This is a genomic window from Kitasatospora sp. NPDC022785 (genome assembly GCF_055561295.1).
The window spans coordinates 44,503-69,655 of the sequence record NZ_JBVHHB010000036.1 but is presented as its reverse complement, the minus strand read 5'-3'; the positions used below and the strand labels follow the sequence as shown (position 1 = coordinate 69,655).

Annotated in this window: 19 protein-coding genes and 1 pseudogene; 8 read left to right on the top strand and 12 right to left on the bottom strand. The window is 68.0% G+C overall.

Translation table 11 applies throughout. The annotated features are described in order from the left end of the window. Nucleotides 1–21: 21 nt before the first annotated feature. Both ACZ3YO_RS36645 and ACZ3YO_RS36640 read right to left on the bottom strand, forming a co-directional pair. Nucleotides 22–1,305 (bottom strand): ABC transporter substrate-binding protein, encoded by a 1,284-nt coding sequence (locus ACZ3YO_RS36645; protein ID WP_465578174.1) that lies wholly within the window; start codon nucleotides 1,303–1,305, stop codon nucleotides 22–24. A 64-nt stretch (nucleotides 1,306–1,369) separates the two neighbouring features. Further along, nucleotides 1,370–2,515, bottom strand: a complete 1,146-nt coding sequence (locus ACZ3YO_RS36640; protein ID WP_465578172.1) for an ROK family transcriptional regulator — start codon at nucleotides 2,513–2,515, stop codon at nucleotides 1,370–1,372. 298 nt (nucleotides 2,516–2,813) lie between these two features. On the opposite strand from ACZ3YO_RS36640, the gene ACZ3YO_RS36635 reads away from it, so the two are divergent. The 5 genes from ACZ3YO_RS36635 (at nucleotide 2,814) to ACZ3YO_RS36615 (ending at nucleotide 10,589) form a co-directional block, all read left to right on the top strand. Beyond that, on the top strand, nucleotides 2,814–5,114 hold the full coding sequence (locus tag ACZ3YO_RS36635; protein WP_465578170.1) for a discoidin domain-containing protein: 2,301 nt from the start codon (nucleotides 2,814–2,816) through the stop codon (nucleotides 5,112–5,114). A gap of 37 nt (nucleotides 5,115–5,151) precedes the next feature. Then, nucleotides 5,152–7,296, top strand: a complete 2,145-nt coding sequence (locus ACZ3YO_RS36630; protein ID WP_465578168.1) for an alpha-galactosidase — start codon at nucleotides 5,152–5,154, stop codon at nucleotides 7,294–7,296. A 261-nt stretch (nucleotides 7,297–7,557) separates the two neighbouring features. Next, entirely contained in the window at nucleotides 7,558–8,667 is a 1,110-nt protein-coding gene (gene galT, locus ACZ3YO_RS36625) for a galactose-1-phosphate uridylyltransferase (RefSeq protein WP_465578166.1), read from the top strand. Beyond that, nucleotides 8,655–9,806, top strand: coding sequence for a galactokinase (galK, locus tag ACZ3YO_RS36620; protein WP_465578164.1), 1,152 nt, complete (start codon nucleotides 8,655–8,657; stop codon nucleotides 9,804–9,806). Before galT ends, galK begins: the two co-directional genes overlap by 13 nt. Before the next feature lie 207 nt (nucleotides 9,807–10,013). Continuing rightward, nucleotides 10,014–10,589 (top strand): hypothetical protein, encoded by a 576-nt coding sequence (locus ACZ3YO_RS36615; protein WP_465578162.1) that lies wholly within the window; start codon nucleotides 10,014–10,016, stop codon nucleotides 10,587–10,589. Between the two features lie 22 nt (nucleotides 10,590–10,611). On the opposite strand, the pseudogene ACZ3YO_RS36610 reads toward ACZ3YO_RS36615, so the two are convergent. From ACZ3YO_RS36610 to ACZ3YO_RS36575, 8 genes and pseudogenes are all read right to left on the bottom strand, one after another. Then, a pseudogene (locus ACZ3YO_RS36610) lies at nucleotides 10,612–11,610 on the bottom strand (protein kinase domain-containing protein); the annotation flags it as partial. 42 nt (nucleotides 11,611–11,652) lie between these two features. Next, complete coding sequence (locus tag ACZ3YO_RS36605; protein WP_465578160.1) at nucleotides 11,653–11,937, bottom strand: hypothetical protein; 285 nt, start codon at nucleotides 11,935–11,937, stop codon at nucleotides 11,653–11,655. 67 nt (nucleotides 11,938–12,004) lie between these two features. Next, entirely contained in the window at nucleotides 12,005–13,225 is a 1,221-nt protein-coding gene (locus ACZ3YO_RS36600) for a hypothetical protein (protein ID WP_465578158.1), read from the bottom strand. A gap of 168 nt (nucleotides 13,226–13,393) precedes the next feature. Continuing rightward, complete coding sequence (locus ACZ3YO_RS36595) at nucleotides 13,394–14,644, bottom strand: tyrosine-type recombinase/integrase (protein ID WP_465578156.1); 1,251 nt, start codon at nucleotides 14,642–14,644, stop codon at nucleotides 13,394–13,396. Nucleotides 14,645–15,396: 752 nt separating this feature from the next. After that, nucleotides 15,397–16,758, bottom strand: coding sequence for a restriction endonuclease (locus ACZ3YO_RS36590; RefSeq protein ID WP_465578154.1), 1,362 nt, complete (start codon nucleotides 16,756–16,758; stop codon nucleotides 15,397–15,399). Between the two features lie 328 nt (nucleotides 16,759–17,086). Next, entirely contained in the window at nucleotides 17,087–17,272 is a 186-nt protein-coding gene (locus ACZ3YO_RS36585) for a hypothetical protein (protein WP_465578152.1), read from the bottom strand. A gap of 97 nt (nucleotides 17,273–17,369) precedes the next feature. Further along, nucleotides 17,370–18,380: a tyrosine-type recombinase/integrase gene (locus ACZ3YO_RS36580; RefSeq protein WP_465578150.1), complete on the bottom strand. Its 1,011-nt coding sequence runs from the start codon at nucleotides 18,378–18,380 to the stop codon at nucleotides 17,370–17,372. A gap of 235 nt (nucleotides 18,381–18,615) precedes the next feature. Then, complete coding sequence (locus ACZ3YO_RS36575) at nucleotides 18,616–18,924, bottom strand: DNA-binding protein (RefSeq protein WP_465578148.1); 309 nt, start codon at nucleotides 18,922–18,924, stop codon at nucleotides 18,616–18,618. Between the two features lie 899 nt (nucleotides 18,925–19,823). On the opposite strand from ACZ3YO_RS36575, the gene ACZ3YO_RS36570 reads away from it, so the two are divergent. Then, nucleotides 19,824–20,558: a hypothetical protein gene (locus tag ACZ3YO_RS36570; protein ID WP_465578146.1), complete on the top strand. Its 735-nt coding sequence runs from the start codon at nucleotides 19,824–19,826 to the stop codon at nucleotides 20,556–20,558. Nucleotides 20,559–21,370: 812 nt separating this feature from the next. Here the strand turns inward: ACZ3YO_RS36570 and ACZ3YO_RS36565 are convergent. Then, complete coding sequence (locus ACZ3YO_RS36565) at nucleotides 21,371–22,204, bottom strand: class 1 isoprenoid biosynthesis enzyme (RefSeq protein ID WP_465578145.1); 834 nt, start codon at nucleotides 22,202–22,204, stop codon at nucleotides 21,371–21,373. Between the two features lie 116 nt (nucleotides 22,205–22,320). Next, entirely contained in the window at nucleotides 22,321–22,503 is a 183-nt protein-coding gene (locus ACZ3YO_RS36560; RefSeq protein WP_465578144.1) for a hypothetical protein, read from the bottom strand. Nucleotides 22,504–22,865: 362 nt separating this feature from the next. Here ACZ3YO_RS36560 and ACZ3YO_RS36555 point away from each other — a divergent pair, with 362 nt between their 5' ends. Together ACZ3YO_RS36555 and ACZ3YO_RS36550 are read left to right on the top strand one after the other, a co-directional pair. After that, nucleotides 22,866–23,858, top strand: coding sequence for a DUF4238 domain-containing protein (locus ACZ3YO_RS36555; protein ID WP_465578143.1), 993 nt, complete (start codon nucleotides 22,866–22,868; stop codon nucleotides 23,856–23,858). A 302-nt stretch (nucleotides 23,859–24,160) separates the two neighbouring features. Beyond that, on the top strand, nucleotides 24,161–25,147 hold the full coding sequence (locus tag ACZ3YO_RS36550) for an FRG domain-containing protein (protein ID WP_465578142.1): 987 nt from the start codon (nucleotides 24,161–24,163) through the stop codon (nucleotides 25,145–25,147). Nucleotides 25,148–25,153 lie beyond the last annotated feature (6 nt).

Sequence of the window (25,153 nt, the reverse complement as noted above, 5' to 3'; positions counted from 1 at the left end):
TGTCTCCGATCTGGGGCCGGGTCAGAACCCGGCGGCGTTGGCCTTGGCGCCGGAGCTCTGCCAGGCCTTCTGGACGAGCTCGCCGAACTTGGCGGCGTCGGCCTTCTTGCCGATCAGTTCCTGGTAGGCGGCGATGATGTCGTCCTGCGGCTGGGGAACCACGGACTGCTGGTCGAAGGGCAGGACGAATCCGCCCTGGTCGACCAGCTTCTGCAGGTCGGCGACGCCGCCGCTCGGGTTGGCGGCCTTGACGTCGGTGAACGCGGAGACGCCGGGGTTGACGTCCAGGAACTTCTGAGCCTGCGGCTGGGCGATCATGAAGTTCAGGAAGTCCTGCGCCTGCGGGGCGGCCTTGGAGAACTTGGCGACCTTCAGCAGGTTGGGCTTCTGAAGACCCAGGGTGGTGTGGCCGTCCGCCGCCGGCAGCAGGAAGAAACCGAGGTTGGCGGACGGGTTGGCCTTGGTGATCGCGCCCAGCGCCCAGGTGCCGTTGATGATCGCGCCGGCCTTGCCGCCCGCGACGGCCGCCGTGGCCGAGTCGTAGGTGGCGGTCAGGGCGTCGCCGTTGGTCAGACCCTTGGCCACCCAGTCGGAGAGCGCCTGGTACTCCGGGTTGAAGCCGGGGATCTCGGCCCACCTGGCCTGGTTGGCGTCGAGCTTGGTCACCAGCTCCTTGTCGGCGCCGACGAAGGAGGCGTTGGCGGCGCTGCGGTGCTGGAGCAGCGTCCAGCCGTCCTTGCCGCTCAAGTACAGCGGCGTGGAGCCGGCGTCCTTGACCTTCTGCAGGTCGCTCTGGAGCTCGGCGAGGGTGGTGGGCGCGGTGGTGATGCCGGCCTTGGCGAAGACGTCCTTGTTGTAGATGACGCCGGTGGAGTTGAGGCCGTCCGCGGAGGGGGTGCCCCAGATCGAGCCGTCGGGCGAGGTGATCGCCTTGCGGACCTCCGGGTTGAGGCGCTCCACCCACGGGCCGGTGGCCGGCAGCGCGATCGCGGCCTTGTCCTTGACGGTGTCCTGGCCGGCGAAGATGTCGACGCCGCTCTTGGCCGCGATCCGGGCCTGCACCAGCGAGTCGTAGTTGGCGTCCGGCACCGGGGTGAGGGTCACGGTGTTGCCGGTCTGCTTCTCCCAGGCGTGGACGCTGTCCTGGAAGCCGGGGACGGTGGCCCAGGAGCTGGGAAGCATGTAGGTGATCGTGACGTGGCCGCCGGAGGCGGTGCCGGTGCCGGAGCTGGAGCAGCCGGTGACGACCGCTGCCGCGGTGAGTGCAGCTGCGCCGACGATGGCGGATCTCCGGATTCTGCGCATGGCAGGGTTCCTCTCGTTGCAGGGTGGGTGAAGAGAGAGCGGGAGGTGAAAGTTCGGCGGGGTCCTACACGGGGAAGTGCAGCGGCCGGACGTCGATGCGCGCCGGGAAGCCGGGGTCGCCGAGCAGGGTGGCGAAGGTGTGGGCCAGCGCCAGCTGCAGCGCACCGAGTGCGGGGCCGAAGGTCGGATGCTCGGTGACTGCCAGCTGCACCGGGTACGCGTTGCGCATCATGGCGTTTAAATGTGCCGTGATCCGGTCGGTGAGTACCCGGTCGTGGGCGAGCGGTCCGCCGAGAACGACCAGCTCCGGGTCTATGGCCAGGGCCAGATAGGCGAGGTGGCGCGCGGCGCGCTTGGCGAACGCGTCCACTTCCTCCTGCCGGGCCTGGTCCCCGCGACGAGCAGCCTCCAGGACCGGCAGGAACGACTCCACGTCGGACCAGTGCGCCGGTGCCGACGGGCCGTCGTCGATCAGGTTGAGCTCGCCGGCCAGGTTCCGGCTGCCCCGGTGGACCCGGCCGTTCAGGACGACACCGGCCGCCAGTTCGTGCCAGGCCAGGGCCAGGGCGAAGGTGTCGGCTCCGCGCGCCGCACCGTAGACGTGTTCGGCGAGCGCGGCGGCGTTCAGGTCGTGTTCCACGATCAGCGGAACCTTCCCGAACACCAGCCCGGCCTCCGCCGGGGACAGCCCCTCAAGGTCGGGGTAGTGCGGCGCGTAGCTGACCCGCCCGTCCGGTCCGATGCCTCCGGTGAGCGAGATGCCCAGGCTGAGCCAGTCGCCGTGGGTGGCCCGCATGGCGGTCACCATGCGCTCCACGCGTCCTCGGAAGGCGCTGATCCGGTCCCGCCCCGATCGGGGCTCCGGGTCGTGGTGCCGCCCGACATGGAGGATCCGGCCACTGATGTCGCAGACGAGGATCCGCTCGTCGTGCTTGCCGATCTCGGCACCGATCACGAAGCCGTGTCGGCCGCGGAACCGGTACCGGGAGGCCGGCCGGCCGCCGCTGGGAGTGGGCGATTCCCCGTGGTCCGCACCCGAGGTGATCTCGACCAGGTGCGGAAGTTCGGCCAGACGCTCCTTGACCGTCGGCCTGGACAGCCCGGTCGCGGCCGCCAGCTCACTGAGCGTTGCCTCGCCCAGAGCGTGCAGTGCCGCGGCGCACTCCACCGTGGTCGTCCTGCTGGAGGCCCGTCCACTGGTTGCGAACATGGCCCGCTCCGTCCAGGTATTTCAAGGGTGTTTCGAATCCGGCCTTTGTAACCGGGTGGGAGGACCGTAGGCGACCGGCCACCCGGCACGCAACACTTGTGAAAGTTGCAGCCCTTCGCTTTCGAAACCCTGGTCGGCGGGGGCGCATCAGGTGATCTTGTCCCGATTTGCTCTGCGGATATGGAGCACAGCGGAAGGGTGTTTCCTAACTCTTTCTGTGACGGACAGGTGTCGCCTAGGTTGCCGCTACCTCACCCCCACCTGGCCCCGCGCGGGCCGAGAACCGCAGGAGACGGCAGTGGCAGACCGAGAGCACATCGCAGCGAGAGCCGACGAAGGCACGGCCGAAGGACTGGGGCGCCGACAACTCCTGGGCGCGATCGCTGCCGTCGGCATGGGAGCGGCCGCTCCCGGCCTGCTCGGTGCGTTCGGCCTCGGCGGCACGGCCGCCGCCGCGACGGGCGGCGCCGCACTGCGCGCTACCATCGACGCGACCCACCCGGCCCACGTGGTCAACCTGGGCCAGAGCGACGAGCCGTACCAGGGCACCCTGGCCCAGCTGTGGAGCACGATCCCGGCGAGCCTCAAGCCGTACTGCTACGTCAACCTCATCCCCGGCAGCGAGATCCACGACGTGCCGGCTGCCACCGACTGGATCCAGGCCCGCCTCGACACCGCCGAGGCCGCCGGCATCCCCGTGATGGTGCAGGTCGCCCAGGGTGCCACGGGTGCGCAGGCCATCCCGGTGAGCAAGTGGCGCACCTGGGCGCAGACCCACCCGAAGACCTTCATGGGCCTCAACGCCGCCGAGCTGTACAACGGCATCGACCAGAGCAACTACCTGATCGACCTGTTCAACCTGGCCGGCCAGCAGGGCATGTTCTTCTTCTGGACAGACACCAACATCTTCGGCACCCACGGCATGATGCTCGACTACATGGAGCGCAACGCCCAGTTCCTGCCCACGATGAAGGCGAACGCCCGGAACCTGGTCTTCATGAACAAGGAGTCGTGGGCCACCGACAGCACCGACGCCCTGCTGAAGGGCCTGTGGCTCACCGGATACATCGGCAACTGGGGTTCCTCCACCGACTGGTGGAAGTGGGGGCTCGACAACAAGGGCGTCTTCCCCGGCGGCGAGGGCTGGCAGGACTGGAAGTTCATCCTGCAGTACCCGCAGGGCCTGCAGGTCCAGTCCATCGTCCGTGACCTGTCGCAGGGCGCGACCTGCTTCCTCGCCGAGGGCTCGTACTTCACCAACGGCGCTCTCGGAAACCGCTACGCCGGCGCCCAGTTCGGCATCTACCCGCTGCTGCAGGGCATCCTCAACGGCTGGCTCCAGATCCCCACCCGCGCCCAGGTCCTGACCCAGCAGCAGGTGCTGGCCAAGGGCATCGACAGCTACTCCACCCCGGGATGGGACGGCTCGGTCAACAACGCGATGGCCTCCGACGGACGCTACGCGCTGCCCTCCCTGGTGCCCAGCACGATGCCCACCGCCGACCTCGCCGGGTTCACCACCGTCACCTCCAAGCAGCCGGTCAGCTACTACGACGGCCTGTTCCCCGGTTTCGCGGCCACCGGCAACGGCTGGCTGGTGCGCTCCGACGGCGCGAGCAAGCAGTGGTACTACACCAACCCCGTCATGTGGGAGCAGCGCAAGACCTCCTCGGTCGTCCCGCTGACCAACGTGCCCGGCGCGCAGGTGACCATCAGCTCCGACGAGCACACAAGCGTGATCATCCAGGAGAACCCGTCCAACCTGGGCTTCCACGTCTTCAACTACCGCCTCAACCTGACGGACGCCATGTCCCAGGTCACCGACCAGGCGACCACCATCGCGTTCGGCCAGAACTACATGGCACCCAGGCTGGACGCCTCCGGCAACCCGGTCGTCAACGCCGACGGTTCGATCACCACCGTCGGCAACCGCACACTGCCGGACCAGACCGCCCGCGACGTCCGCAACGTCACCCTGACCATCGTCGGCACCTTCAACGGCGGCCGGCCGAGCGTCGTCTTCGACGACTACCCCGGCATGAGCCGCCCGTACACCAACTCCCAGACGTGGGACGCGGCCACCAGCACCCTGGTGCTCAGCCTCACCATGAACGGCACCAGCCACTTCAACGTCCGGATCAACGGCGGCGGCCCGCACGTCCTGCCGCGCACCGGCTGGACCGTGAAGTACACCGACAGCCAGGAGCTCGTCGCGGAGAACGACGCCGCCACCAACGTCCTGGACGGCAACATGTCCACCTTCTGGCACACGCAGTGGGCGAACATCTCCCCCACCCCCTCGCTCCCGCACGAGATCCAGCTCGACATGCAGACCGCCCACACGGTCTCCGGATTCACCTACCTGCCGCGGCAGACCGGCGGGCGGAACGGCTGGGTCGCCGGCTACGAGTTCTACGTCTCGGCGGACGGCACGAACTGGGGCAGCGCCGTCGCCACCGGAACGTTCGCCACCGATGCCACCCTGAAGACCGTCAGGTTCCCCGCCGTCTCCGGCCGGTACGTGCGGTTCCGCGCACTGTCGGAGGTCAACGGCAACCCCTGGACGTCCTGCGCCGACCTGACCGTCATCGGCCTGTGACGTACTCGTTCACGATCGCACCGGAGACAACGAACGCATGACCACGCACCACCAGGACCTGGCCGTGCTCGCCGCGGCCGGGTCCGCCCTCGTCCTCGACACCTCGGGCCCCGGCCTGCCCTCCGTCCTGCACTGGGGCTCCGACCCCGGCGGCCTCGGCGACCCAGAGGACCTGCTCCTCGCCCTGACCCCGGGCTGGCCCGTGGCCTCCGTCGACCAGCCGGTCCCGCTGCGGCTCGTCCCGCAGCAGGCCGACGGCTGGACCGGACGGCCGGGCATCACCGGCCACCGCGACGGCGCCCATCCCCACCTGTGCCTGCGGCTGTCCGAGCCCGTGTCCGCCACCGTCCCCGACGCCGGAGGCGGACACCTCCGGATCCACAGCGCCGACCCGGCCGCCGGACTGACGGTCCGTACCGACATCGAGATGGACCGCTTCGGCGTCCTCAGGATCCGACACGACATCACCAACGACGGCCCCGGCGTCTTCACCCTCGACAGCGCCGCCTGCCTGCTCCCGGCCGGCGACCAGGCAACCGAGGTCCTCGACTTCACCGGACGCTGGGCCAACGAACGCCGCCCCCAGCGCGGGCCCCTCCACCACGGACTGACCCTGCGCGAATCCCGGCGCGGCCGCACCGGCCACGACGCCACCGGCCTTCTCACGGTCGGGCAGCCCGGCTTCGGATTCCGGCACGGCCAGGTGTGGGCCGTCCACACCGGCTGGAGCGGCAACCACCTCCACTACGCGGAACGCGTCCCCGAGCACGGCCCGATCCTCGGCGGCGGTGAACTGCTCGGACCGGGCGAGATCCGCCTGGCCACCGGGCAGACGTACCGGACCCCCTGGACCTACTTCGCCTGGTCCGGCGACGGCCTCGACGGTCTCTCCGACCGCCTGCACCGGCACCTGCGGGCCCGCCCCAGCCACCCGCACACACCCAGGCCGGTGACGCTCAACACCTGGGAGGCAGTCTACTTCGACCACCGCCTCGACAAGCTCACCGACCTCGCCGAACGCGCCGCCCACATCGGTGTCGAACGCTTCGTCCTCGACGACGGCTGGTTCACCGGACGCCGCGACGACACTGCGGGCCTGGGCGACTGGACCGTCGATGCGCACCTGTGGCCGGACGGGCTGAGCCCGCTCGTCGACCGGGTCAAGGCACTCGGCATGCAGTTCGGACTCTGGGTCGAACCCGAGATGGTCAACCCCGACTCCGACCTCGCCCGCGCCCACCCCGACTGGCTGCTCGCCGCACCCGGACGGCCCGCCCCCGCCGCCCGCCACCAGCAGGTCCTCGACCTCGCCCGGCCCGAGGCGTACGCCCACATCGCCGAACGGCTGCACGCGCTGATCGACGAGTACGGCATCGACTACCTGAAGTGGGACCACAACCGCGACCTGCTGGAGGCCGTCCACGACGGCGGCGCCGGCGTCCACGCCCAGACGGCCGCGGTCTACCGGCTGCTCGACGAACTCCGCGACCGGCACCCCGGTCTGGAGATCGAGTCCTGCTCCTCCGGTGGCGCCCGGATCGACTACGGCATCCTGGAACGCACCGACCGCATCTGGGCCTCCGACACCAACGACCCGCTGGAGCGACAGCGCATCCAGCGCTGGACCGGCCTGTTCGTCCCCCCGGAACTGGTCGGTTGCCACGTCGGCGAGGCCACCGCCCACACCACCGGCCGCACCACCACGCTCTCCACCCGCCTGGCCACAGCCCTGTTCGGCCACGCCGGCATCGAATGGGACCTGACCCGCTGCCCCGACGACGAGCTGGAGCAGTTGGCCGCGTGGGTACGGCTGCACAAGCGGCTCCGCCCGCTGCTGCACGGCGGGACCACCGTCCGCGCCGACCACCCGGACCCGGCGGCCTGGCTGCACGGAGTCGTCTCCCCGGACCGCCGCCACGCGGTGTTCAGCCTGGCCCAGCTCACCGCCTCGACCGACTCCGTACCCACCCGGCTCCGCCTCCCCGGACTCGACCCGGACCTCACCTACACCGTGACCGTCTGCCCCGAGATACGACCCACCCAGGCACACCCCAGCACCGCCGTCCCCTGGATCACCCGCGGAACGGTCCGCGCCACCGGAGCCGTGCTCGGCACCGTCGGTCTCGCGGCACCGCTGCTCGACCCCGCGCAGTGCCTCCTGGTCGAGCTCCTGGCCGAGTAGCCCCGCACGCCCGACAGGGATCCCGCCGCCCGGCCCCGCACGGTCCGGGCGGCGGCGAACGGCCCCGCTCCGCCCACCCCGGCCGCGCCGGCATGCACCGGCTGTGTGAGGACTCCGCCAGCTGGGCAGCCGCGTGACGACGCGTCTGCCGGCCGCACCGCCATGGCCCGGGACATCGAATTTCGTTGGAAGAAAGCTCATTTGTGTTGGACGAGTGTGGGTCGACGATCGGCCTGCCCGGATCCGCAGGAAAAGGAAACCGTGACCAAGACGACCGCCAAGCTTGCTGACGGCCGGGAGATCATCTACTTCGACCTGGAAGGCACTGCCGTGCGGGTCGAAGTCGACATGCGCCCGCTGGAGGCCACTGTGGGCCATGCCACCGTCCGCCGCGACCCCCTCACCGGCGCCTGGGTCACGATCGCGGCCCACCGCCAGTCCCGGACCTACCACCCGCCCGCCGACGAGTGCCCGCTGTGCCCCTCCCGCGAGGGCCGACTCAGCGAGATCCCCGAAGGCGACTACCAAGTAGCCGTCTTCGAGAACCGGTTCCCCTCGTTGACGCTCGACCCTGCCGCACACGCCCTCCCCGACTCCCCGCTCCAGTCGCAGCGGCCCGGCGTCGGCCGGTGCGAGGTGGTCTGCTTCACCGCCGACCACGGCGCGTCCTTCGCCGACCTCACCCCGGAGCGGGTGCGCCTCGTCCTGGACGCCTGGACCGACCGGACAGCCGAGCTCTCCGCCCTGCCGGGCATCGAGCAGGTGTACTGCTTCGAGAACCGCGGCGCCGAGATCGGCGTGACACTGGCCCATCCGCACGGCCAGATCTACGCCTTCCCCTTCACCACCCCGCGCACCGCACGCATGAGCGAGCAGGCCGATCTCCACCGCGCCGCCACTGGCGGCAACCTCTTCGAGGACCTGCTCGCCGTCGAGCGCGCCGACGGAGCGCGGGTGGTGCTGGCCGGCGAGCACTGGACCGGCTTCGTCCCGTTCGCCGCCCGCTGGCCCTACGAGGTGCACCTCTACCCGAACCGCAGAGTGCCCGACCTGACCCACCTGAACGACGCCGAACGCGCCGAATTCCCCTCGCTCTACCTGGCGTTGCTCCGAGGCTTCGACCGCCTCTTCGCCGAACCCGGCCAGACCACGCAGACCGCGCCCACGCCCTACATATCGGCATGGCACCAGGCCCCCGCGACGGGCGGGCGGGAACTGGCCCTTCACCTTGAGCTGTTCACCATCCGCCGCGCCGCCGGCAAGCTCAAGTACCTGGCCGGAGTCGAGTCCGGCATGGACGCCTTCGTCAATGACGTCGCCCCGGAGGCGGCCGCCGAGCGCCTGCGGGAGGTGGTGGCGTGGACGCGCTGACGAACGGCTTCCGAGCCCGCCACAGTGCCGAGCCGGAAGGCCTCTGGGCAGCCCCCGGACGCATCAACCTGATCGGCGAACACACCGACTACAACGAGGGCCTCGTCCTGCCCGTCGCCCTCCCGCACGCCGCCAGGGTGGCCGTCCGCCGACGCCCGGACGGCCTGCTGCGGCTCAGCAGCGCTCAGGCCTCCGGCCCAGCCGTCGAACTGCACGTGGCCGACCTCACGCCGGGCTCGGTGGACGGCTGGGCCAAGTACCCCGCCGCCGTGGTCTGGGCGCTCCGACAGGCCGGCCATCCGGTGGGCGGCGCCGACGTCCACCTCGACAGCGACGTACCGGTCGGAGCGGGGCTCTCCTCCTCGGCTGCCCTGGAATGCGTGATCGCCGCCGCCTACAACGATCTGGACGGTCTCGGGATCACCGCCCCCCAGGTCGCCCAGCTGGCACAGCGCGCCGAGAACGAGTTCGTCGGCGTGCCCAGTGGTGTGATGGACCAGATGGCCTCCATGTGCTGCACGGAGGGCAACGCGCTCTTCCTGGACACCCGGAACCAGGCCCAGCGCCAGATCGCCCTCGACCCGGCCGCCCACGGCCTGCGGCTGCTGGTGATCGACACCCGGGTCAAGCACGACCTCGCCGACGGCGCCTACGCGGAACTGCGCGCCGGCTGCGAACGCGCCGCAGCGCTGCTCGGCCTGCCCGCCCTGCGCGACCTGCACGACCTGCCGATCGACGAACTCCGCCCGACCATCGACCGCCTGCCGGCGCCGCTGCGGCCGCTGGTACGGCATGTGGTCACCGAGAACGCGCGGGTCGAAAGCGCCGTCGCACTCCTGGAATCCGGGGACCCGGCCGCCCTCGGCCCCGTCCTGACCGCCGGGCATGCCTCGCTGCGCGACGACTACCGGGTCACCTGCCCGGAGACCGACCTCGCAGCCGCCACCGCAGTCGCCGCCGGCGCCCTCGGCGCCCGGCAGACCGGCGGCGGCTTCGGCGGCGCGGTCATCGTCCTGCTCGATGCCGCCGTCGTCGACGAGGTCACTGCGGCGGTCAACGCCGCCTTCGGCGAGGCAGGTTACGTACCCCCGCGCACGTTCCTCGCCGCGCCCTCGTCCGGCGCCCGGCGCATCGGGTGATCGCGCTACTCCCCGGCAAGACGACACACTGCGCGGAAGGTCACGATCCGCAGTGGGTGGGTATGCGACCGTGATCCGCCCGCAGGTACCAGTCCAGTGAGCCGGCCAGGGGCGTCCGTGAAGCAGCTGCGGGTTGCTCGATGACGCCTGCTGTGGCGGCAGATCACCTGCTGTCTGAAGCGAGGACCACCAATCCGCGGAAAGTCGATGGACACCCGCACTACCGTGAACTGCATGGGGTGGTCGTTGGGGTACTTGAAGCCGTCGCAGCCGGAGCTGCTGGACATGGTCTTCCTGTCAGCAGGCCGAGCACTTCATCTTGCCAACGCCTTCGAGTCGAAATGCAAGTTCGTCCTGCGAACAGGCAATCTGGTCAAGGCCTTTGAGTCGGATTCGGTGGCTGCGCTCCAGGAAGCCGTCATTGCTCTTCCGCCTGACAAGATGCTCGGTCCTACGCTGCGCGATCTCGGCGACCGGCTGGCGCAGAGCACCTCGTGGGACGTAAACGTGCTCGACGCGGCGCGTGAGGCCCGCAACTTCATCGCGCACGAGGGCTCCAACGTGGGCGACATTTGCCATGCTGACGCCCTTCGAATTCTCGGGCACACCGCGCGCCTGAGGGCGGCGGTGTCGGATCTGGCCCGAGGGGACAACATCGTTTCCTTGTGGGTCTTCGGCATTGAGGAGCCGCGTGCGTCCTCGCCGAGGCATCTGATCGACGCCTACCCATCGATGGTCGACACCTGGGTGTTCGGGCATTTCGGTGATTTGCTGGAGGCTTAGACCGGCCCGGTTCGTCCGATCGCTACTCGGGTTGGGCGACTGCTGCTCGGATGCGGTAGTCGACCCTGCGGTCGGCCGCCAGGTTGGAGAAGTGCTCCGCGCAGGCGGGGTATCGGCGCAGTGATCGGGCGACGGTGGAGGCGGTATCGCCGGTGATTGCCTGGAGCCAGGGCCTGATCTGGTCTTGTGGGCGCCACTGGTCCCAGAGGCCGTCCCATTCGAAGGCACCGTCGCAGCACGCCTCCAACAGGTCGAGCTCGCCGGCGTCGGCAGCCTGACGGGCCAGGTCGAACAGCCACATGATGACGGAGTCGACGTCGCCCCGCTCGGGGTGCCGGCTGGTGCTGCCGAGGAGATCGGCCATCGCGCGGGCGATCTCGGTGGCTGCTCGCGGATCAGTCAGCAACGCCGGCGCGATGAGACCGACCTCGAGCCGAGCCAGGACATCGACGTACAGTTCCGCGTCCTCGGGGTGCCGGGCCGCCAGGCTGACGAGCGACGAGGCCGCGTCACGATCGCCGGCCTTGACGGCCGGCAGGAGGGCTTCGGTACGAACGATGGCCGGCTCCGGTGGGGCCTCGGTCTCGTGGGCGATGTCGGCCAAGAGCTCGGCGACGTTCTCCTGCCGGTGAGCCGGGTTCAGCTGGGTAGCGGCCTTCACGACACCCCGCCACGGCCCGGCCGCGGGAACCAGGGGGATGTTGGGGCTCGGCTCCTCTCCGGTGAGGACCCACCCGATGAGCTGCCCAAGACTGAAGACATCCGCAGGAGGGCCGGCTTGGTGAGCATCGACGGACAGCTCGGGTGGGGCGAACCCCTCACTGCCGTACGGCTGGCCGACGCGGGTTCGGTCCGCATTGGTGGTCTGGCCCCGCGGCCGGCGCCCCAGCCCCCAGTCAGCGAGGGTCCACCGGCCCTCCAGGTACAGGATGTTCGCCGGCTTGATGTCGCGGTGAATCCACCCGTGGGAGTGCGCTTCCTCCAGGGCCGCGCACACGTCCCGCAGCAAGGTTCGCAGGGCCTCGTCCTGCTTGAGTTCTGCGCGGCGGTCGACGGCGGTGGCTTAGGCCCAGGGCATGACGAACCAACTGTGGTCCGCAGCATGGTCGAGGACCGGCATGGCGTTCGGGTGCCCGGTGAGCATCGCGCCGATCTCGATCTCCCGCTTCATCCGCGCTCGGGCGGAGGGCAGTTGGGAGTTCAGCTTCTTGAAGGCGACCGGGATTCCGGTCGCCTTGTGCAGGGCGCGGTGCACATTGCCTTGGCCGCCTTGGACTTTGTCCGCCTCGAGGGCGTAGTGCCTGCGGTTGCCCGCCGCGACAGCCATGATCAAGTCGTAGCGGGCCATCAATCTCCTTCGGCTGTCGAATGGGGGCTACATCGCACCCGCCAAGATAGTCCAGCCGCCGTGGAGGTCATGCGGAGCGGTTCGCCGGCCGCTGGGCCTCTGGCTCCCACGTGTACAGCCGCCGCTCCCCGGCCAGCGGTTCCGGTCGTGGCGAGCCCGATGCGTCCTCGCGGATCCAGCGCAGGTGCGCGGTGCTGATACCGCCGTCGGGCCCGACGAGATCCGCTACGACGGTGGTGACAGCGGCAGCCGAGCAGGAAAGCCTGATGATCACGAAGTCACTGATTCGGTGGTCGGCGTAGGCGAGCCGGATCGCACGCGGTGCCGCGTTGCCCTGGGCGTTCTGCAGGTCGGCGGTGACAAGCCGGGACATGGCACCGTAGTTGCGGGCCTTCCACGCTGCCAGGAAGTCCGTTGCCGCCGCATAGACGGGGCGAGTGGTGAACTGCTCGTCGTCCGCCATGATGTCTGCCGGCTGGAAGTCGGCGACGGCCCGGTTGATCTGTCCGTTCTCGACGAGGCGGCTCAGCAGTCCGCGCCAAGTGGGCTTCTCCGGCGGCGGCTGCTGTTCCTTCTGGCGTGCGCGGGCCCAGTCCGCGACCGCCATCAGCCGGTTCCACGCCTTGGTGGCGACCACGACGTTGTCGTAGTTCAGGATGCTGCCGTGCACGATGCCGTTGCGGTACAGCTCGTACACCGGCTCCTGGTTGGTGGCGCTCCGGCCCTTGGTGAACGTCCGGTGGGCGTTCTTCAGGCCCATGTGGTGTCCCACCACGCTATCCCAGGCGTTCAGCTCCTCGGGCTGCCGGGCGTGCAGTCCGCGCCGCACCGTCTCGAACTCGTTGACGAAGCCGTCCATGACACTCAACAGGACGTGCACACAAGCGTAGTAGCGGCCGGCGAAGTAGTCGGCCTTGGCCTTCTCCACCAGCTCCAGCCGCGGCTTCATCGCGGTCAGCCGATTGAGCCCGATGGTCAGGTAGAAGAGCCTGCCCGGGTCGTTGTAGTAGCCGATCAGCTGGGACTCCGCGTCTTCCGGACCGGAAGCGGTGCTCAACAGCTGCGCCGTGAAGTCGACTGAGATGGAGTCGTGGAAGATCCAGTTGCGGGGCCCCAGCAGCGAGTAGAAGCCGTCTACGGTGTCGGCCACGAAGTCCGCTTTCTGCTGAAGGGCGGCAAGGTCCGGCCGCTCGTCCGCAGGTATGAGCCACCGGGCGGCCTTCAGCACCTTGAGCTGCTGGGCTATCGCCATGAACGAGGGCAGGTCCCGGGCCGATCTGTAGTCCATCGGGTCATGGTAGGCAAGCGGTGTGACATGTTGGGCGCTTTGGGCCCGGCACGGTGCTCGGCCCCTTCCCTGTACGGCCGTGTAGGGCGTGCCAGCCAGCTTCAGGCACGACGAAGTCCCGGGGCCGGCCCGAGGGATGGCATGGCGGGTTGCGTGGCGGCCGGACTGCTATGCCGCGAGCGGCAGGTCGTCGTCGCCACGGGGGACGGCTCGGAGCTGGGCTGCTTGGGCTCGGCCAAGTGCTCGGGCGAGCGCCTGAACGGCCTGGTCGGCGGAGTCCTTGAGGAGGTGGCCGTAGAGGTTGATGGCGGTGGCGATGGTGGAGTGCCGCAGGGTCTTGGAGATGACGGCGACGGGGATGTTCTCGGCGATCACGATGCTGGCGGCGATGTGGCGAAGGTCGTGCAGGCCGATCTTCGGGAGGTCGAGCTCGGCGGTGCGTTTGCGGAGCTGGTCGAGGACCCACTGGGGCCGCAGCGGGGTTCCGCCCGGGCGGCCGAAGACCAGGCCTTCGAGCCGGGCGTCGGGGTGGGCGGCCGTCTGGATCGCGGCCTGGCGGTGGAGGGCTGCCATGACCCTGGGGGAGAGGCTGATCCAGGCGCGGCTGGCCTCGGTCTTGGGCTCGCGGAGGTGGATCTTGCCGTTGTTGATGGCGGCGAGGGTCCAGCGGACGAACAGTTTGCGGTCCAGGAGGTGGACGTCTGACCAGTGCAGGGCGAGGACCTCACCGCGGCGCATGCCGGTGCCGAGCATGACCTCGAACAGATCGGTCAGCTGGTCCGCGTACTGCTCCGCACTGTGCTGCAGGAAGGTCGCGGCCTGCTCGGGGGTCCAGCAGGTGCGCTCGGTTGCGCGGGGCTTGGGCGGCACGGAGTGCTTGGCGGGGTTGTAGCGCAGGCGCCAGGAGCGCACGGCGGCGTTGAGTGCGTTGCGAAGGGTGGACACGGCCCGGTAGACGGTGACGCGCCCGCGCTGGGCCTCCAGCTGCGCGGTGACCCAGGCGTCGATGTGTTCCGGGCGCAGGTCGAGGAGCCGGAGGTGGCCGAATGCGGGGACGAGGTCGCGCTCGACGCACGCGGTGTAGCCGGCGTACGTGTTCGGCGCGAGGTGCGGCTTTCTCGTGGCGAGCCATTCGCGCAGGTAGCTCGCGACGGTGCTGCGACGGTTCTCGTAGACCCCGCGCAGCTCACCGTCCAGCACCGCGGCCATCTCGCGGGCCGCCTCGGCCCGGCTGGTGAAGCCGCCCCGTCGACGGGTCCTTCGTCTCCCGTCTTCCGGGGCGAGGTCGACGCAGTACGTCCACGACCCGTGACCCGCCTCCCCCAGCAGCCGCACGCACCACGGACCCAGCTGGTTGCCGTGCCCGTCCGTACACCCGCACCGCCGGTAGACCCGACCCCGCCGCGCACGCTGTCCCATGAGCTTTCCCTTCTCCCGATCGGGTGATCTGGGACCAAGAGCCGCTGCCCGGTCGGGCGTGGCGGCAGAGCGTGAGAGGCGGTGCGCGAAGTAGTCACAACCACACGGCGACGACACGCTCAAGACGACACACCGCCCGGAAGATCACTATGCGCAACCGGTGGGTAAGCGACCATGATCCGCCCGCAGGACCGGGCCCCGCGGGCCGGCTGACGGCATCGACGCAGGGGCAGTCGGGCAGGTACGACGCCGCTTTCTGAAGGGCCGACAGGTTTCGATCACGGGCAGTAACTGTGGCGGGGCGCTCGGCCTGGGGACCACTTTGGGACCACACCCGATGAGCGCCTATGGGCGCCCATGGTCCGAAACGGACACTTCTGCACGAAGTAAACACTGAGCAACTGTCAGCTCGCTGCGTCGCCGTTTCCGTCGGGAAGTCCCAACTCATCTGTACCCCATGGTAGTTGAGCAACGAATAAGCCGAGGCCTTGAGGCCTCGGCTGCCGACAATAGTTGAACCCCTTGACTGGGGGTCAAGGGGTCGCAGGTTCAAATCCTGTCGTCCCGACAGTGATGTCGGAAGGCCGTTGGCCGGGAGAAATCCCAGGCCAGCGGCCTTTTTGTTGATGGCCCGACAGGTGGTGGGCGGCTGCGGTGCCGCCGCTTTGCGATCTTGCTGGGGACCAGCTGGGGACCGCAGCCATCGGCCGAGGGCCCGCCGCAAACCGGTGCGGCGGGCGGCGCGTTCGTACCTACACGAGGTCGCCGGCCTGCCAGCCCGGGGGGACCTTGGGCAGCCCGATCAGGGCGTCGATGTTCAGGTGCTCGGTGAGCAGGGCTTTGAGGTTGCGGCCGTCGATGAGGCGGAGGCGGCCGTTGCGGTGGGCGAAGTCGTAGCTGTCCTTGCCGAACCACGAGGTGGTGACGACGATGCCGTAGCCGGCGTCCTTGTCCTGCATGACGCCCGACATGGCGCGGACGGTGTTCACCGGGACCACGTTCTTGGAGCGTTTGGCCTGGATGGCGAAGATGGTGGATCCGGTTGGGTCGGCCAATGTCGCGACGGCGTCCACACCGTCGTCGCGGGAGCCCTGGGTGCGCCAGGTCTCGTAGCCCATGGCTTCGAAGAGTTCGCGGACCAGGCGTTCGAAGTCGTAGGGGTTCATACGGAGCAGGTCGGGCCGGCTGTCGAGGGTGGCTACCACGGCCGTGTCGGTGATGATGCGGTAGCGGGACAGGTCCGCCTCGACGATGGGTGTGACCGGTTCAAGGTCGTGGGGGTGCTTGGAGACGGTGGCGCCGAGCCGGTGGAGGCACTGCTGCGGGTCGAGACGCGGTTCGTCCAGGACCAGTTCGGCGAAGTCCTTGCGTTGGGCGACGACGCTGACGACGCACGCCCGGACGGCCTGGCCGGTCGTCGGATCCGTGGCGTTGACGCGGCCGTTGAGGATGATGGTCTCCACGAATGCTGCCGGTGTGGCGGTGAACGCCTCGTCCAGTGCCCGGAGGGCCAGGCGGGCCACCAGCCGGGCGTAGGCCTCGTGGACTTCGGCCTGCTTGGCGGGTTGGGGGACGACCTCGGCCCGCTGGGCGACGTAGCGGTAGGAGGCCACCGCGGGGACGATCTCGTGGTTCGGAAGCTCGACGTCGACCAGGAGTTGCTGGGCCTCGGGGGTGTAGACCGCACGGGATGCCGTTCGGCACCCAGGGGGCACGGGGGACCGCTGCAGCAGGTCTTCGACCATCTCTGCGACGCCCTGGGGACCCTCGTGGATGAACGCCTGCTCGACGTGGGGATGCCACAGCTCAAGGCCCTCGGGTCGTAGGAGCAGGACCGTCTCCAGTTCCTCGCGGCGCAGGTTGCACTCGGCGGTGCCCGCTTCGGCCATGGCTTTGAGCCGGGCCGTCTCCGCTTGCCGGGCTTGCCGCTGGGCCTCCTTCTCGGCTTGGGCGTCCTCGCGCTTCCTTGCTTCCTCCGCCCGGCGGCGGGCCGCCTGGCGCTTGGCCAACTCGGCCTCCACGCGGGCGGCTTCCTTGGCGCGGGCGGCCTCCTCACGTTGGAGGTGCTTCTCGCCGGCAGCCAGGAGCCGGGCGTGTTCGACGACGGGGTCCACCCTTCCGTTTCCTGGGACGGGGCTGAGCCGCCGGCGCGGAGGCCTGACCGTTCGTCGGCTGCTGCGTCCCGCGCTGCGCCTCCGCGGCTCGTGCCTGCTGCTTCAGGCGGTACGCCTCGGCGAGGATTTCCGCCACAGTCCTTCGGCGTGCCACCCAGTCCACCCCCTGGTCCATGACAGCGCGAACCCGCGTGGGGTCCGTGCTGCCTGCGCGATATGACAGCAGCCCTACCCGGATGGGGCCGCCGGAAATCTGCTGTGCGGTCGGAGCGGGGTCGGAGCAAGCGGTGGGTGGCATTGTGCTGGCACCGTCGAGGAGATGGAGCGCTCATTCGGGTGGGAGGGGAGCGGGGTTGCCGTCGCGCGTCACTACCTCGCGGTTGCACAGGTCGAGTACGGCGTCCAGCGGCACGGTGATGCCAGAGGCTCGAAGGCTGCCGTGGATGTTGCGTGCCGTCTGCTCGCGGTACAGAAACCGGACCCAGGGTTCCGCACCTTGCTCGTTGTCTGTCACAAGTCCACTTCTACAACAGCGTGGTTGACGATGACAGGCTCGCTGCCGTAGGTAGATGGTCAGCGGCGAGACCCCGGAGGCTGCCCGTTACGGCCGTCTACTGGACGAGACGTAGATGACGAACGGGCGCCTCGGTCGCTGCCGCCTGCGAGGTAGTCCGGTCTGCTGACAGGTGCCTGCTGAGGGTTCGGCCAGCGTTCTCGATGGAGCTCTTGTCCGGGTGGAGGTAGCGCTGGGTGGTGGTGATGTGGCCGTGGCCGGCGATCTTCTGGAGGACGTGGATGGGGACGCCGGCGTCGGCGAGCCAGGTGAGGCCGGTGTGCCTGAGGTCGTGCCGGCGCAGGTACTCGTAGCCGAGGCTGACGACGACTTCGTCCCAGTGGGTGGCGTCGCGGAGGATGGCGGTGGTGATGCGTCCGCCGCGTGGTCCGGTGAAGAGGCGGGCCATGGGGTTGTTTCCGACCACGTTCATGCGCCAGTTCACGAGGTCGCGGATCTCTTCGATGATGGGGACGGTGCGCCGCCGCTTTCCCTTGGTGCCCTTGTCGATGAGGCCGCCGGGGCCGGTGGTGGTCTGGCGGCACAGATCCCAGGTCCAGTCGAAGCGGTTGATGTCCTTGACGTGCACGCCCGAGACCTCGCCGATGCGGGCGGCGGTGCAGGCGGCGAAGCGGACGATGTCGCCCCAGCCGCGGTAGTGGTTGTGGGAGCGTTCGACGAGGGCGTTGGCGAGTTCGTCGAGGGTTCCCCAGTCGGCGAGGGCGAGGGAGCGGGGGTCGTCGAGTTCGTCCTCGGCTTTCTTGTAGAGGCGCTGCCAGCCGCTCATCCGTGAGGGGTTGAAGTCGATGAGGCCGTCGCGGACGGCTTGCTCCATGATGCGGACGAGCGGGGCGAGACTGTTCTTGACGGAGGAGATGCTGAGCCCGTCGGCGATCCACGAGTGGAGCGCCCGGTCGGTGATGCCGTTGGTGATGCTGGTGACGGGTATGTGGCCGAGGACCGGGGTGACGCGCAGCTTCCAGCCGGCGGCGTAGGGGTCGAGGGTGGTGGTCTCCAGGCCGCGCATCGCCAGGTCCCAGTTCTCGTCGCCGTACTCGGCGAGGGTCATGGTGAGGGTTGCGGGGGTGATACCGCGTGCTGCTGCCCCGTTGCATGCGGGCGATCCAGGCCTCGGCTTCGGTCTCCGTGGGGACGGAGGAGGAAGCCGACTTGCGACCGCCGCCGTTGGGTTCCGTCCACCGCACGCGGGCGCGGTAGCGGAACTCCGGGCGGCGGTCAGGGCGGTGCTCGATGTCGGTGGTGAGCTTGACACCCATGGGGATGAGCTGGGTGGGGTCGGACATTCAGGCTGCCTCGGATGGGTCGGTGCGCTTCTGGGTGAGCCACACCTGGGTGTCGGGGATGCTGTAGAGGTAGAGCCGGGGCGCGATCTGGACGAAGGGCGGTCCCTGCGGGGGAGTGGCAGAGCGCCAGCGCCGCAGGGTCGAGGGGTCGACCTTCAACAGTGCGGCGAGTTCCTCGGTTGAGTACCAGCCGCTGTGCAGGAGGTCGAACTCCGTTGCCGGATCGGCCTGGTGCGCAGGGTCGGGGGCGACGGCCGGGGTCGGAACCGAGAGCCGGCTTACGGCGGGAACGCGGGGTCGGGCGTACATGGTCTCCCTCTGGCGGGGTGGTGGAGCCGCTTGGGCTCGGCCGGGCACGCCTACAGTCACCTGTCCGCCTGGACGGGCGGAACAGGGTTGGCGTGCTGAACGGGGCAGACCGTACGTACGTGGCGTTCTTCGAAGCGCGTCGAGATCCAGCGGGCGTGCCGGGTGGAAGGCGACCTCACGTCTGTGATCGCTGAAGAACGCCCACTGCCGGCTGGGGTCTGCGCAGGTCACACCTGGGCGGCGGGTCACGTCTCGGCGTTGGCCATGGTGCAAGCCGCAGATGGCGTTCTTGCCTGATGGGTCGCGGCCGGAGGGCCGATGAGCGGTCCGGAGTACCCCAAGAAGAGACGGCAGGCGAGGAGGCGCGGCTACGTTCCGTGATCGATGTAAGAGGCCCAGGGCTGTTGGCGCCCTACGTTGAGCCGAGGCTAACTCAAGAGCTGCGGACTTTTAAGTAGGTTCAGGGTTCGAGCTCCTGGCGGCCCGCCCTCATGAGAGCCAGGTCAGACCCCAACTGACCTGGCTCTTTTCGTTTTTGACACTGAGTCGATGCCCGTTGCTGACCCGAAATGATGCCCGAAATGCCCGTCTGTGAGGGCAACGCGGGGATAACGCGGGGACAGCGCCCCCGTGCCGCCCTCACGGACCCCCTTTCCACCCACGTCCACAGCCGTCCAGCGGAGTCTTTTCCAGTCCTTGAAAACCACGGACCGTGTCCTCCGACGGCTGACTAAGGCTGGCGCCTACTGCGGCTGGTGGGGCGCGAGACTCTGCCGCGGGTGGCGGGAGTCCGGGTGGTGTCCGGATGGTCGAAGAGGGTGACGGACTCGGAGCCGGCCGGGTGAACGACCGGTGTTGTTCGCGCTGGAAGGCGAGGACTGGGTATCAGACTGCTCGGCATGGTGAAGGCGCAAGCCCCGAATGCCACCGTCGCGGTCTGGCACTGGTACTCGATCGATCAGGCCCGCGCTGCCACGCTGTTCTCCCGGAAATGCGGGGAGCTGGAGCAGAATCCAGCGCCGCCGAGCGAGGATGAGAAGCGCCGTGGGCTCCAGTGGTCTGCGGCGGAGGCGGAAGAGCACAAGTCCTACGCGGTGGCTTCGATTCTCGCCTCGGTCGCGTTCCTGGAAGCCTCGCTCAACGAGCTGCTAGGCTCCGCCTCCCACGACAACCTGCACGTCGGAGGCGGCAAGGGTGGTCTCTCGCCGGAGGAACGGTACGCCCTCACCTTCTTGATGAAGGCGTTCGGGAAGCGGGTCTCACTTCTGGACCGGATCGAACTCGTGCTTGATCTACTTCGTCGCGAGCCCTTCGACGCCGGCGCCAAGCCGTACCAGGACGCTCGGCTGGTCGTCCATCTGCGAAACGAGCTGGTGCATTACCGGCCGGAATGGCGAGCGGGGGCCGGGGCCTCGGAGGAGGCACTCAAGGGTACCGCCAAGGGCCTGTCCGGCCGGAGGTTCACGGAGAACCCGTTCACCAGCAAGGGCAACCCGTTCTTCCCGGACCGATGTCTTGGGCACGGCTGCGCGGTATGGGCGTGGACCTCGATACTTGCCTTCGCGGACATGTTCTTCAAGCGCGTCGGAGTGACACCGATCTACGACGACATGCGAGAGCAGTTGAAGCCCTAAGAGCGGCTGGCCATCAAGTTCATCAAGGCTGCCATCGATTGCTCGGGCCACAGCTCTTGGTGGAGTGCTAGACCACTGCCCAGAGCCCACTTGGCCGGAGGAACAGCTCACGATTGGGTATCCGGTTTGATCTCCTCAAGCCGCTCGAATAGCGCTGCTGCGAGTCTCCCGCGCGCTAACACGAGCAGTTCCAGTTGCCGCCTGGCATCGGCGCGAAGGTCTTCAGGAACAGGGGGGTCAGCGTAAACACAGCGCCACAAGCAAGAAGTAGCGTCTCCTAGAGCCTCTCCCAGGTCCGTGAGATCGATGCTTGCCGCCCCCTCACGGCGAAGGGAATCCCGCATTCCCACTTGGGTAAAAAGAGACGCCCCCCGAGCGTGCGCATGCCAGATCCCGTCGCGGAGTCCTTCGTCGAAAGCTCTGTTCACAGCGGACTTTCTATCCCGAACAGCCTCCCTGAGACGATCTACGTCGACCACGCGGCCAGCCTCCAGATCGAACAGGGTTTCCTCTAGTAGCTGCTGCCACTCTCGGGTAGTAGCTCGGATCTGGATCATGCGACCGGTTTCGGCGTCGGCCCGCGCCTGATCGCTGCGGGCGGCAAGAGTTCGCTCCTCGCGCCGCCGGACTAGCAAAGGACCCCATACGGCAGCGCTCCCACCGATCAGAGCCCCAACCGCCGCACCCGCGAGTCCGTAGAAGGCGCCACTGTCCGCCATATGCTCACCGTGCCAGCAGGAGAGGTAAGCCGCAGCACGAGATCTCCTTATAGCATCTGAGGGCCGTCGGGTGAATGCATTGAGAAAAGGGCACTACAGAGCCAGCTGGTTCAAGTATTTGGCGTGGCTTTGCCAGGACTGGATGATACGGAGCCGGTGCTCCGAGAGTGCGTCTGTCAGCGTCGGCGAGATAGGGCTATACAGTGCGATCGCTGCATCCATGTGCCGCAGGGCCTTACCAAGAAGCTCGTCGTAGAGCTGGCTGAATCCAAGCTCCTTGAGCACTGCAGCTTTACCTGCGGTCGTTGTCACGCTAGTTACTGTGTCCAGACCTGCTCGGTCCATGGCGCACTGGATGGGCAGGGTGAAGCGATTGCGATCGATATCCTCTTCCCAATCCAAGATGTCGTCGGTAATGAACCATGCGAGCGCGGCCTCATCGATCCCTGTGGCGGCGTCAGCATACAGATCAGCGCGTCCGGCGAGGTGGACAACTCGGTGAATAATTCCCTTAAGCACGGCGCACTTGTGCGCGACAAGGAGATCGTCTTCGTAGGGATGCAGATTCCCCACATGACAGATTTCCTCGTAATACATCGCATTGTAGGTCTGGGCTTCGGTTTCGAGAAACGCTCGTCTCCCGGCGGGCTTCCAGCTTGGCGGATGAATCTCTGTCAGAGTTAGGATGTAGAGATCGCGAAAGATCTCCGCGGGATAGAGGTCGGCCAATTGGAAATGCCGACCCGCTCCATGGCTGTCCAAGACGTCATCCATGATCGCGTTGTGAAGTGCACCCGCGATGCAGGCCTTTGCAATGGGGGCGAGATCTTCCGGGCCATTGATGCCCAGATCAAAGGCCAAGCCAAGGGATGACGTTTCGGTAACCGGGCGCATTTTCGTGCCGTAGTTATCGAGAATTTTCTGCATGCGAGATACGATTGGCTCTGGAAGACTGGCTACATCATCGCGCAATGATGAAAGTGCCAGCCGACTCGCCGACTCAATGACAGTTGTCGCGCTAGTTGCAGACATCGCCACTCCCTTCAGCTGCCGTCCCAGCCCAGTGCGGTCGCCATGAGCGTCCGCTGGTCGCGTCGGAGCATGTCGTAGAGAACGCCTGGGGCCACATCGTTGACGCGGGAGTAGTCCAAGGAGGGGGCATCGGCCGCAGCCTCGGCGGCCTGAGCGCCTTCCGTGGTTGCGGGAGTCGCGACGGTGAGAGTCATGAAGGCCCCTTGTTGATAGTAGTCAAGGCGTCACTATATGTGATGAGCCTAGGTGGGGATCCGTGACTCGCGCACCTTTTCTGCTGCTCTCGCCGAACCTGTGTGTATGCGGACGCCTCAGTCGTCGGCGTCTCGCGCACCTTTCAGCGGTACCTGCGCGCGCGGCACGGCGCCACCTGGCGTGCCAGGCTGGTGCTGCTCCTGCTGTGGGTATCCGAATGACGCGATGACCGAGAAGTTAGGCGAGAGGGCGACTGAGGCCTTGCCCTCCTCCAGATGGGCCGCACCGCGCCGTCGCGGTGAGCCTTTCGGTGCGGCAGGACCAGCGCCTCATGACAGGGGCGCGGACTACCCTCGATCACATGTCGCCCCCCAAGCGCCACCACTTCGTCCCTCGGTCCTACCTGGCACGCTTCGGCCTTGATGACCAGGTCCGGGTCAGGCGGCGCGGCAGCACGGACCCCTACATGGCCAACGTCATCAACGTCGCCGTCCAGGGAGGCTTCTACACCACCGCCTCGTCGGACGGCACCACTTCCACCTTCGCCGAGGAGAAGCTCTCTCACCTGGACGATGCTGGCGTCCAGATCATGCGCGAGATCGACCGCACCGGTCGACTGCCGGATCCGGGGAGCGACGATCGGGAGGTGCTGTGCCTCTATCTCGCTGTCCAGTTCAACCGCACGCCGGAGAAGCGCACCGTGGTGCTCTTTCCCAAGGCCGTGAAGGCGTACGCAAAAGACCGGCCTCTGGATCACGCCCTGGTCGCGGAGTATCTGGAGCGCGAGCACCTCGGCTTCGCTCCGCAGCCCGCTGAGGTTGAAGGCGCATTGGGATGGCTCCACGGGCTGCTCGGCGTGTACGGAGTCCCCTCCCAGAACGATGCGATCTCCGCAACGTTGGGGACGGTCGCCGAGCTTGCGCCGCACTTCCGTGGCAGGCACTGGCAGTTGGAGATCTCCCACAACGCCGACTTCCTGACCTCAGACGCCCCTCTCGTCCTGTGGAAGCCGAACTCCAGGGAGGACGCCTACAAGGGCTTCGGGCTCCTGGATGCGCATCAGATCAGGTTCCCTCTGGACCCGCGCAAGCAACTGGTCCTCACCCGCGGTACTGGCACATCGGTGGCAGATGTCAGCCCGAGGCGGGTTGAACGGTGTAATGCCGACCTGGCCGACACCTGCGAGCAGGTCATCGTCGGACACCCCCCCCGGCCTATCTGGCAGGACCAGGTGGAGCTCAGGGAACGCGGGCCAAGACTGCGCTTCAACCAAGCACCGGGCGTCCGAGTCGGCCCGGACGGCCGCCGCGAGCCGATGGGCGACATAAGCCACCACTGGACCAGCCGCCGCTGATGCGGGCTCCGGGCGCCGCCTTCCCTCCGCTCGGATAGGCATCGGTTGGGCCGGCCCGAATACGGCGAGTTCCCAATACGTGACGGTTACCAGCTACTCGGCCAGACCTGGTTCCAGACGATGTCCGACCGCTTGAGCACACCTGACGGTGGCGTGTAGCAACTCCCGGCCGGCCCCCGCTAGGCGCGGGGTCCCCAGAGGCCCGGAGCGTGCGCGCCGCGCGCTCCGGAACCTCGCGTGCCACGCTTGCCCTGTGGCAGACCGGCACCCGCCGCCGGGCGGCGCCCTGTCGAGGAGCCGAGATGGACGGCACTGAACGCCCGTTGCCCGGAAGATTCTTTTCCGAGCGGGAAATCAATACGAAGTTCGGCATCGACTCTGCAGACGCCCTGTGGAGATGGATAGCAGAGGGGGCACGAACCCCGTATCCCAAGGGGAGGAAGGCGCCCGCAGCGTACTCCGGGTTGGTCTTCTATCGCGGTCAGCCAAGCGCCGACTATCCGCTCACCTCTAGCCTCTACCGAACTCTTTGGGCAAACCAACCAAAGGTGTCCGAGAAACTAATGCAAGACGCCGAGCGGCAGCTTCTGACCGTCATGCGACATATGGAGGGGCTGGGGCGGCTGATGACCGACGGAGAGCTCTTGGCTGTCCTCCAGCACCACGGCATCCCCACCCGGCTCATCGATGTGTCAGACAGACCCCTTGAAGCCCTGTTTTTCGCGGTCGACCGTGCCGAGGATACAGACGGCCGTCTCTTCGTAATCGAGCTCCCTTCCAGGAGTGATGACGAGCCCGACACCATCGACCTTAGGGGCCAGCCGGAGCTGGAGTGGAAGGGCACCGCAGTCGGCGAACACCACGCCCGGTCCCACTGGACGGAGCGCGTCGCCGTGGTCAACCCGCAGGACCTTGACCCCAGAATGCGCGCCCAACGCGGCCGGTTCCTCGTGGGCGGCCTGAGCGCCAGCTACCCCGGGCGAAATATGCGATTTGAAGGGAAAAGGCTCGCCGCCGAGGAATTGCACGAGGTCACCAACCTCAACATCTTCTTCCCGAAAGGAAGTGTCCTTGGTAAAAACTGGCCCGCAACGGCATGGACCGTGCGGATCGAAGCGGGGTGGAAACGTAAGCTGCGCGACCTCCTGGGAACCCAAGAGGACAAAATCACCATGGATACCATGTATCCGCCAATCGGTGAGGTGCGCAGATTGGCGCTGCGAGAAATAGGAAGAGTGGCCAGGACATTACATGTAACGGCGGATGGCCGGCCTGCACGCCACGCCTAACCGTGT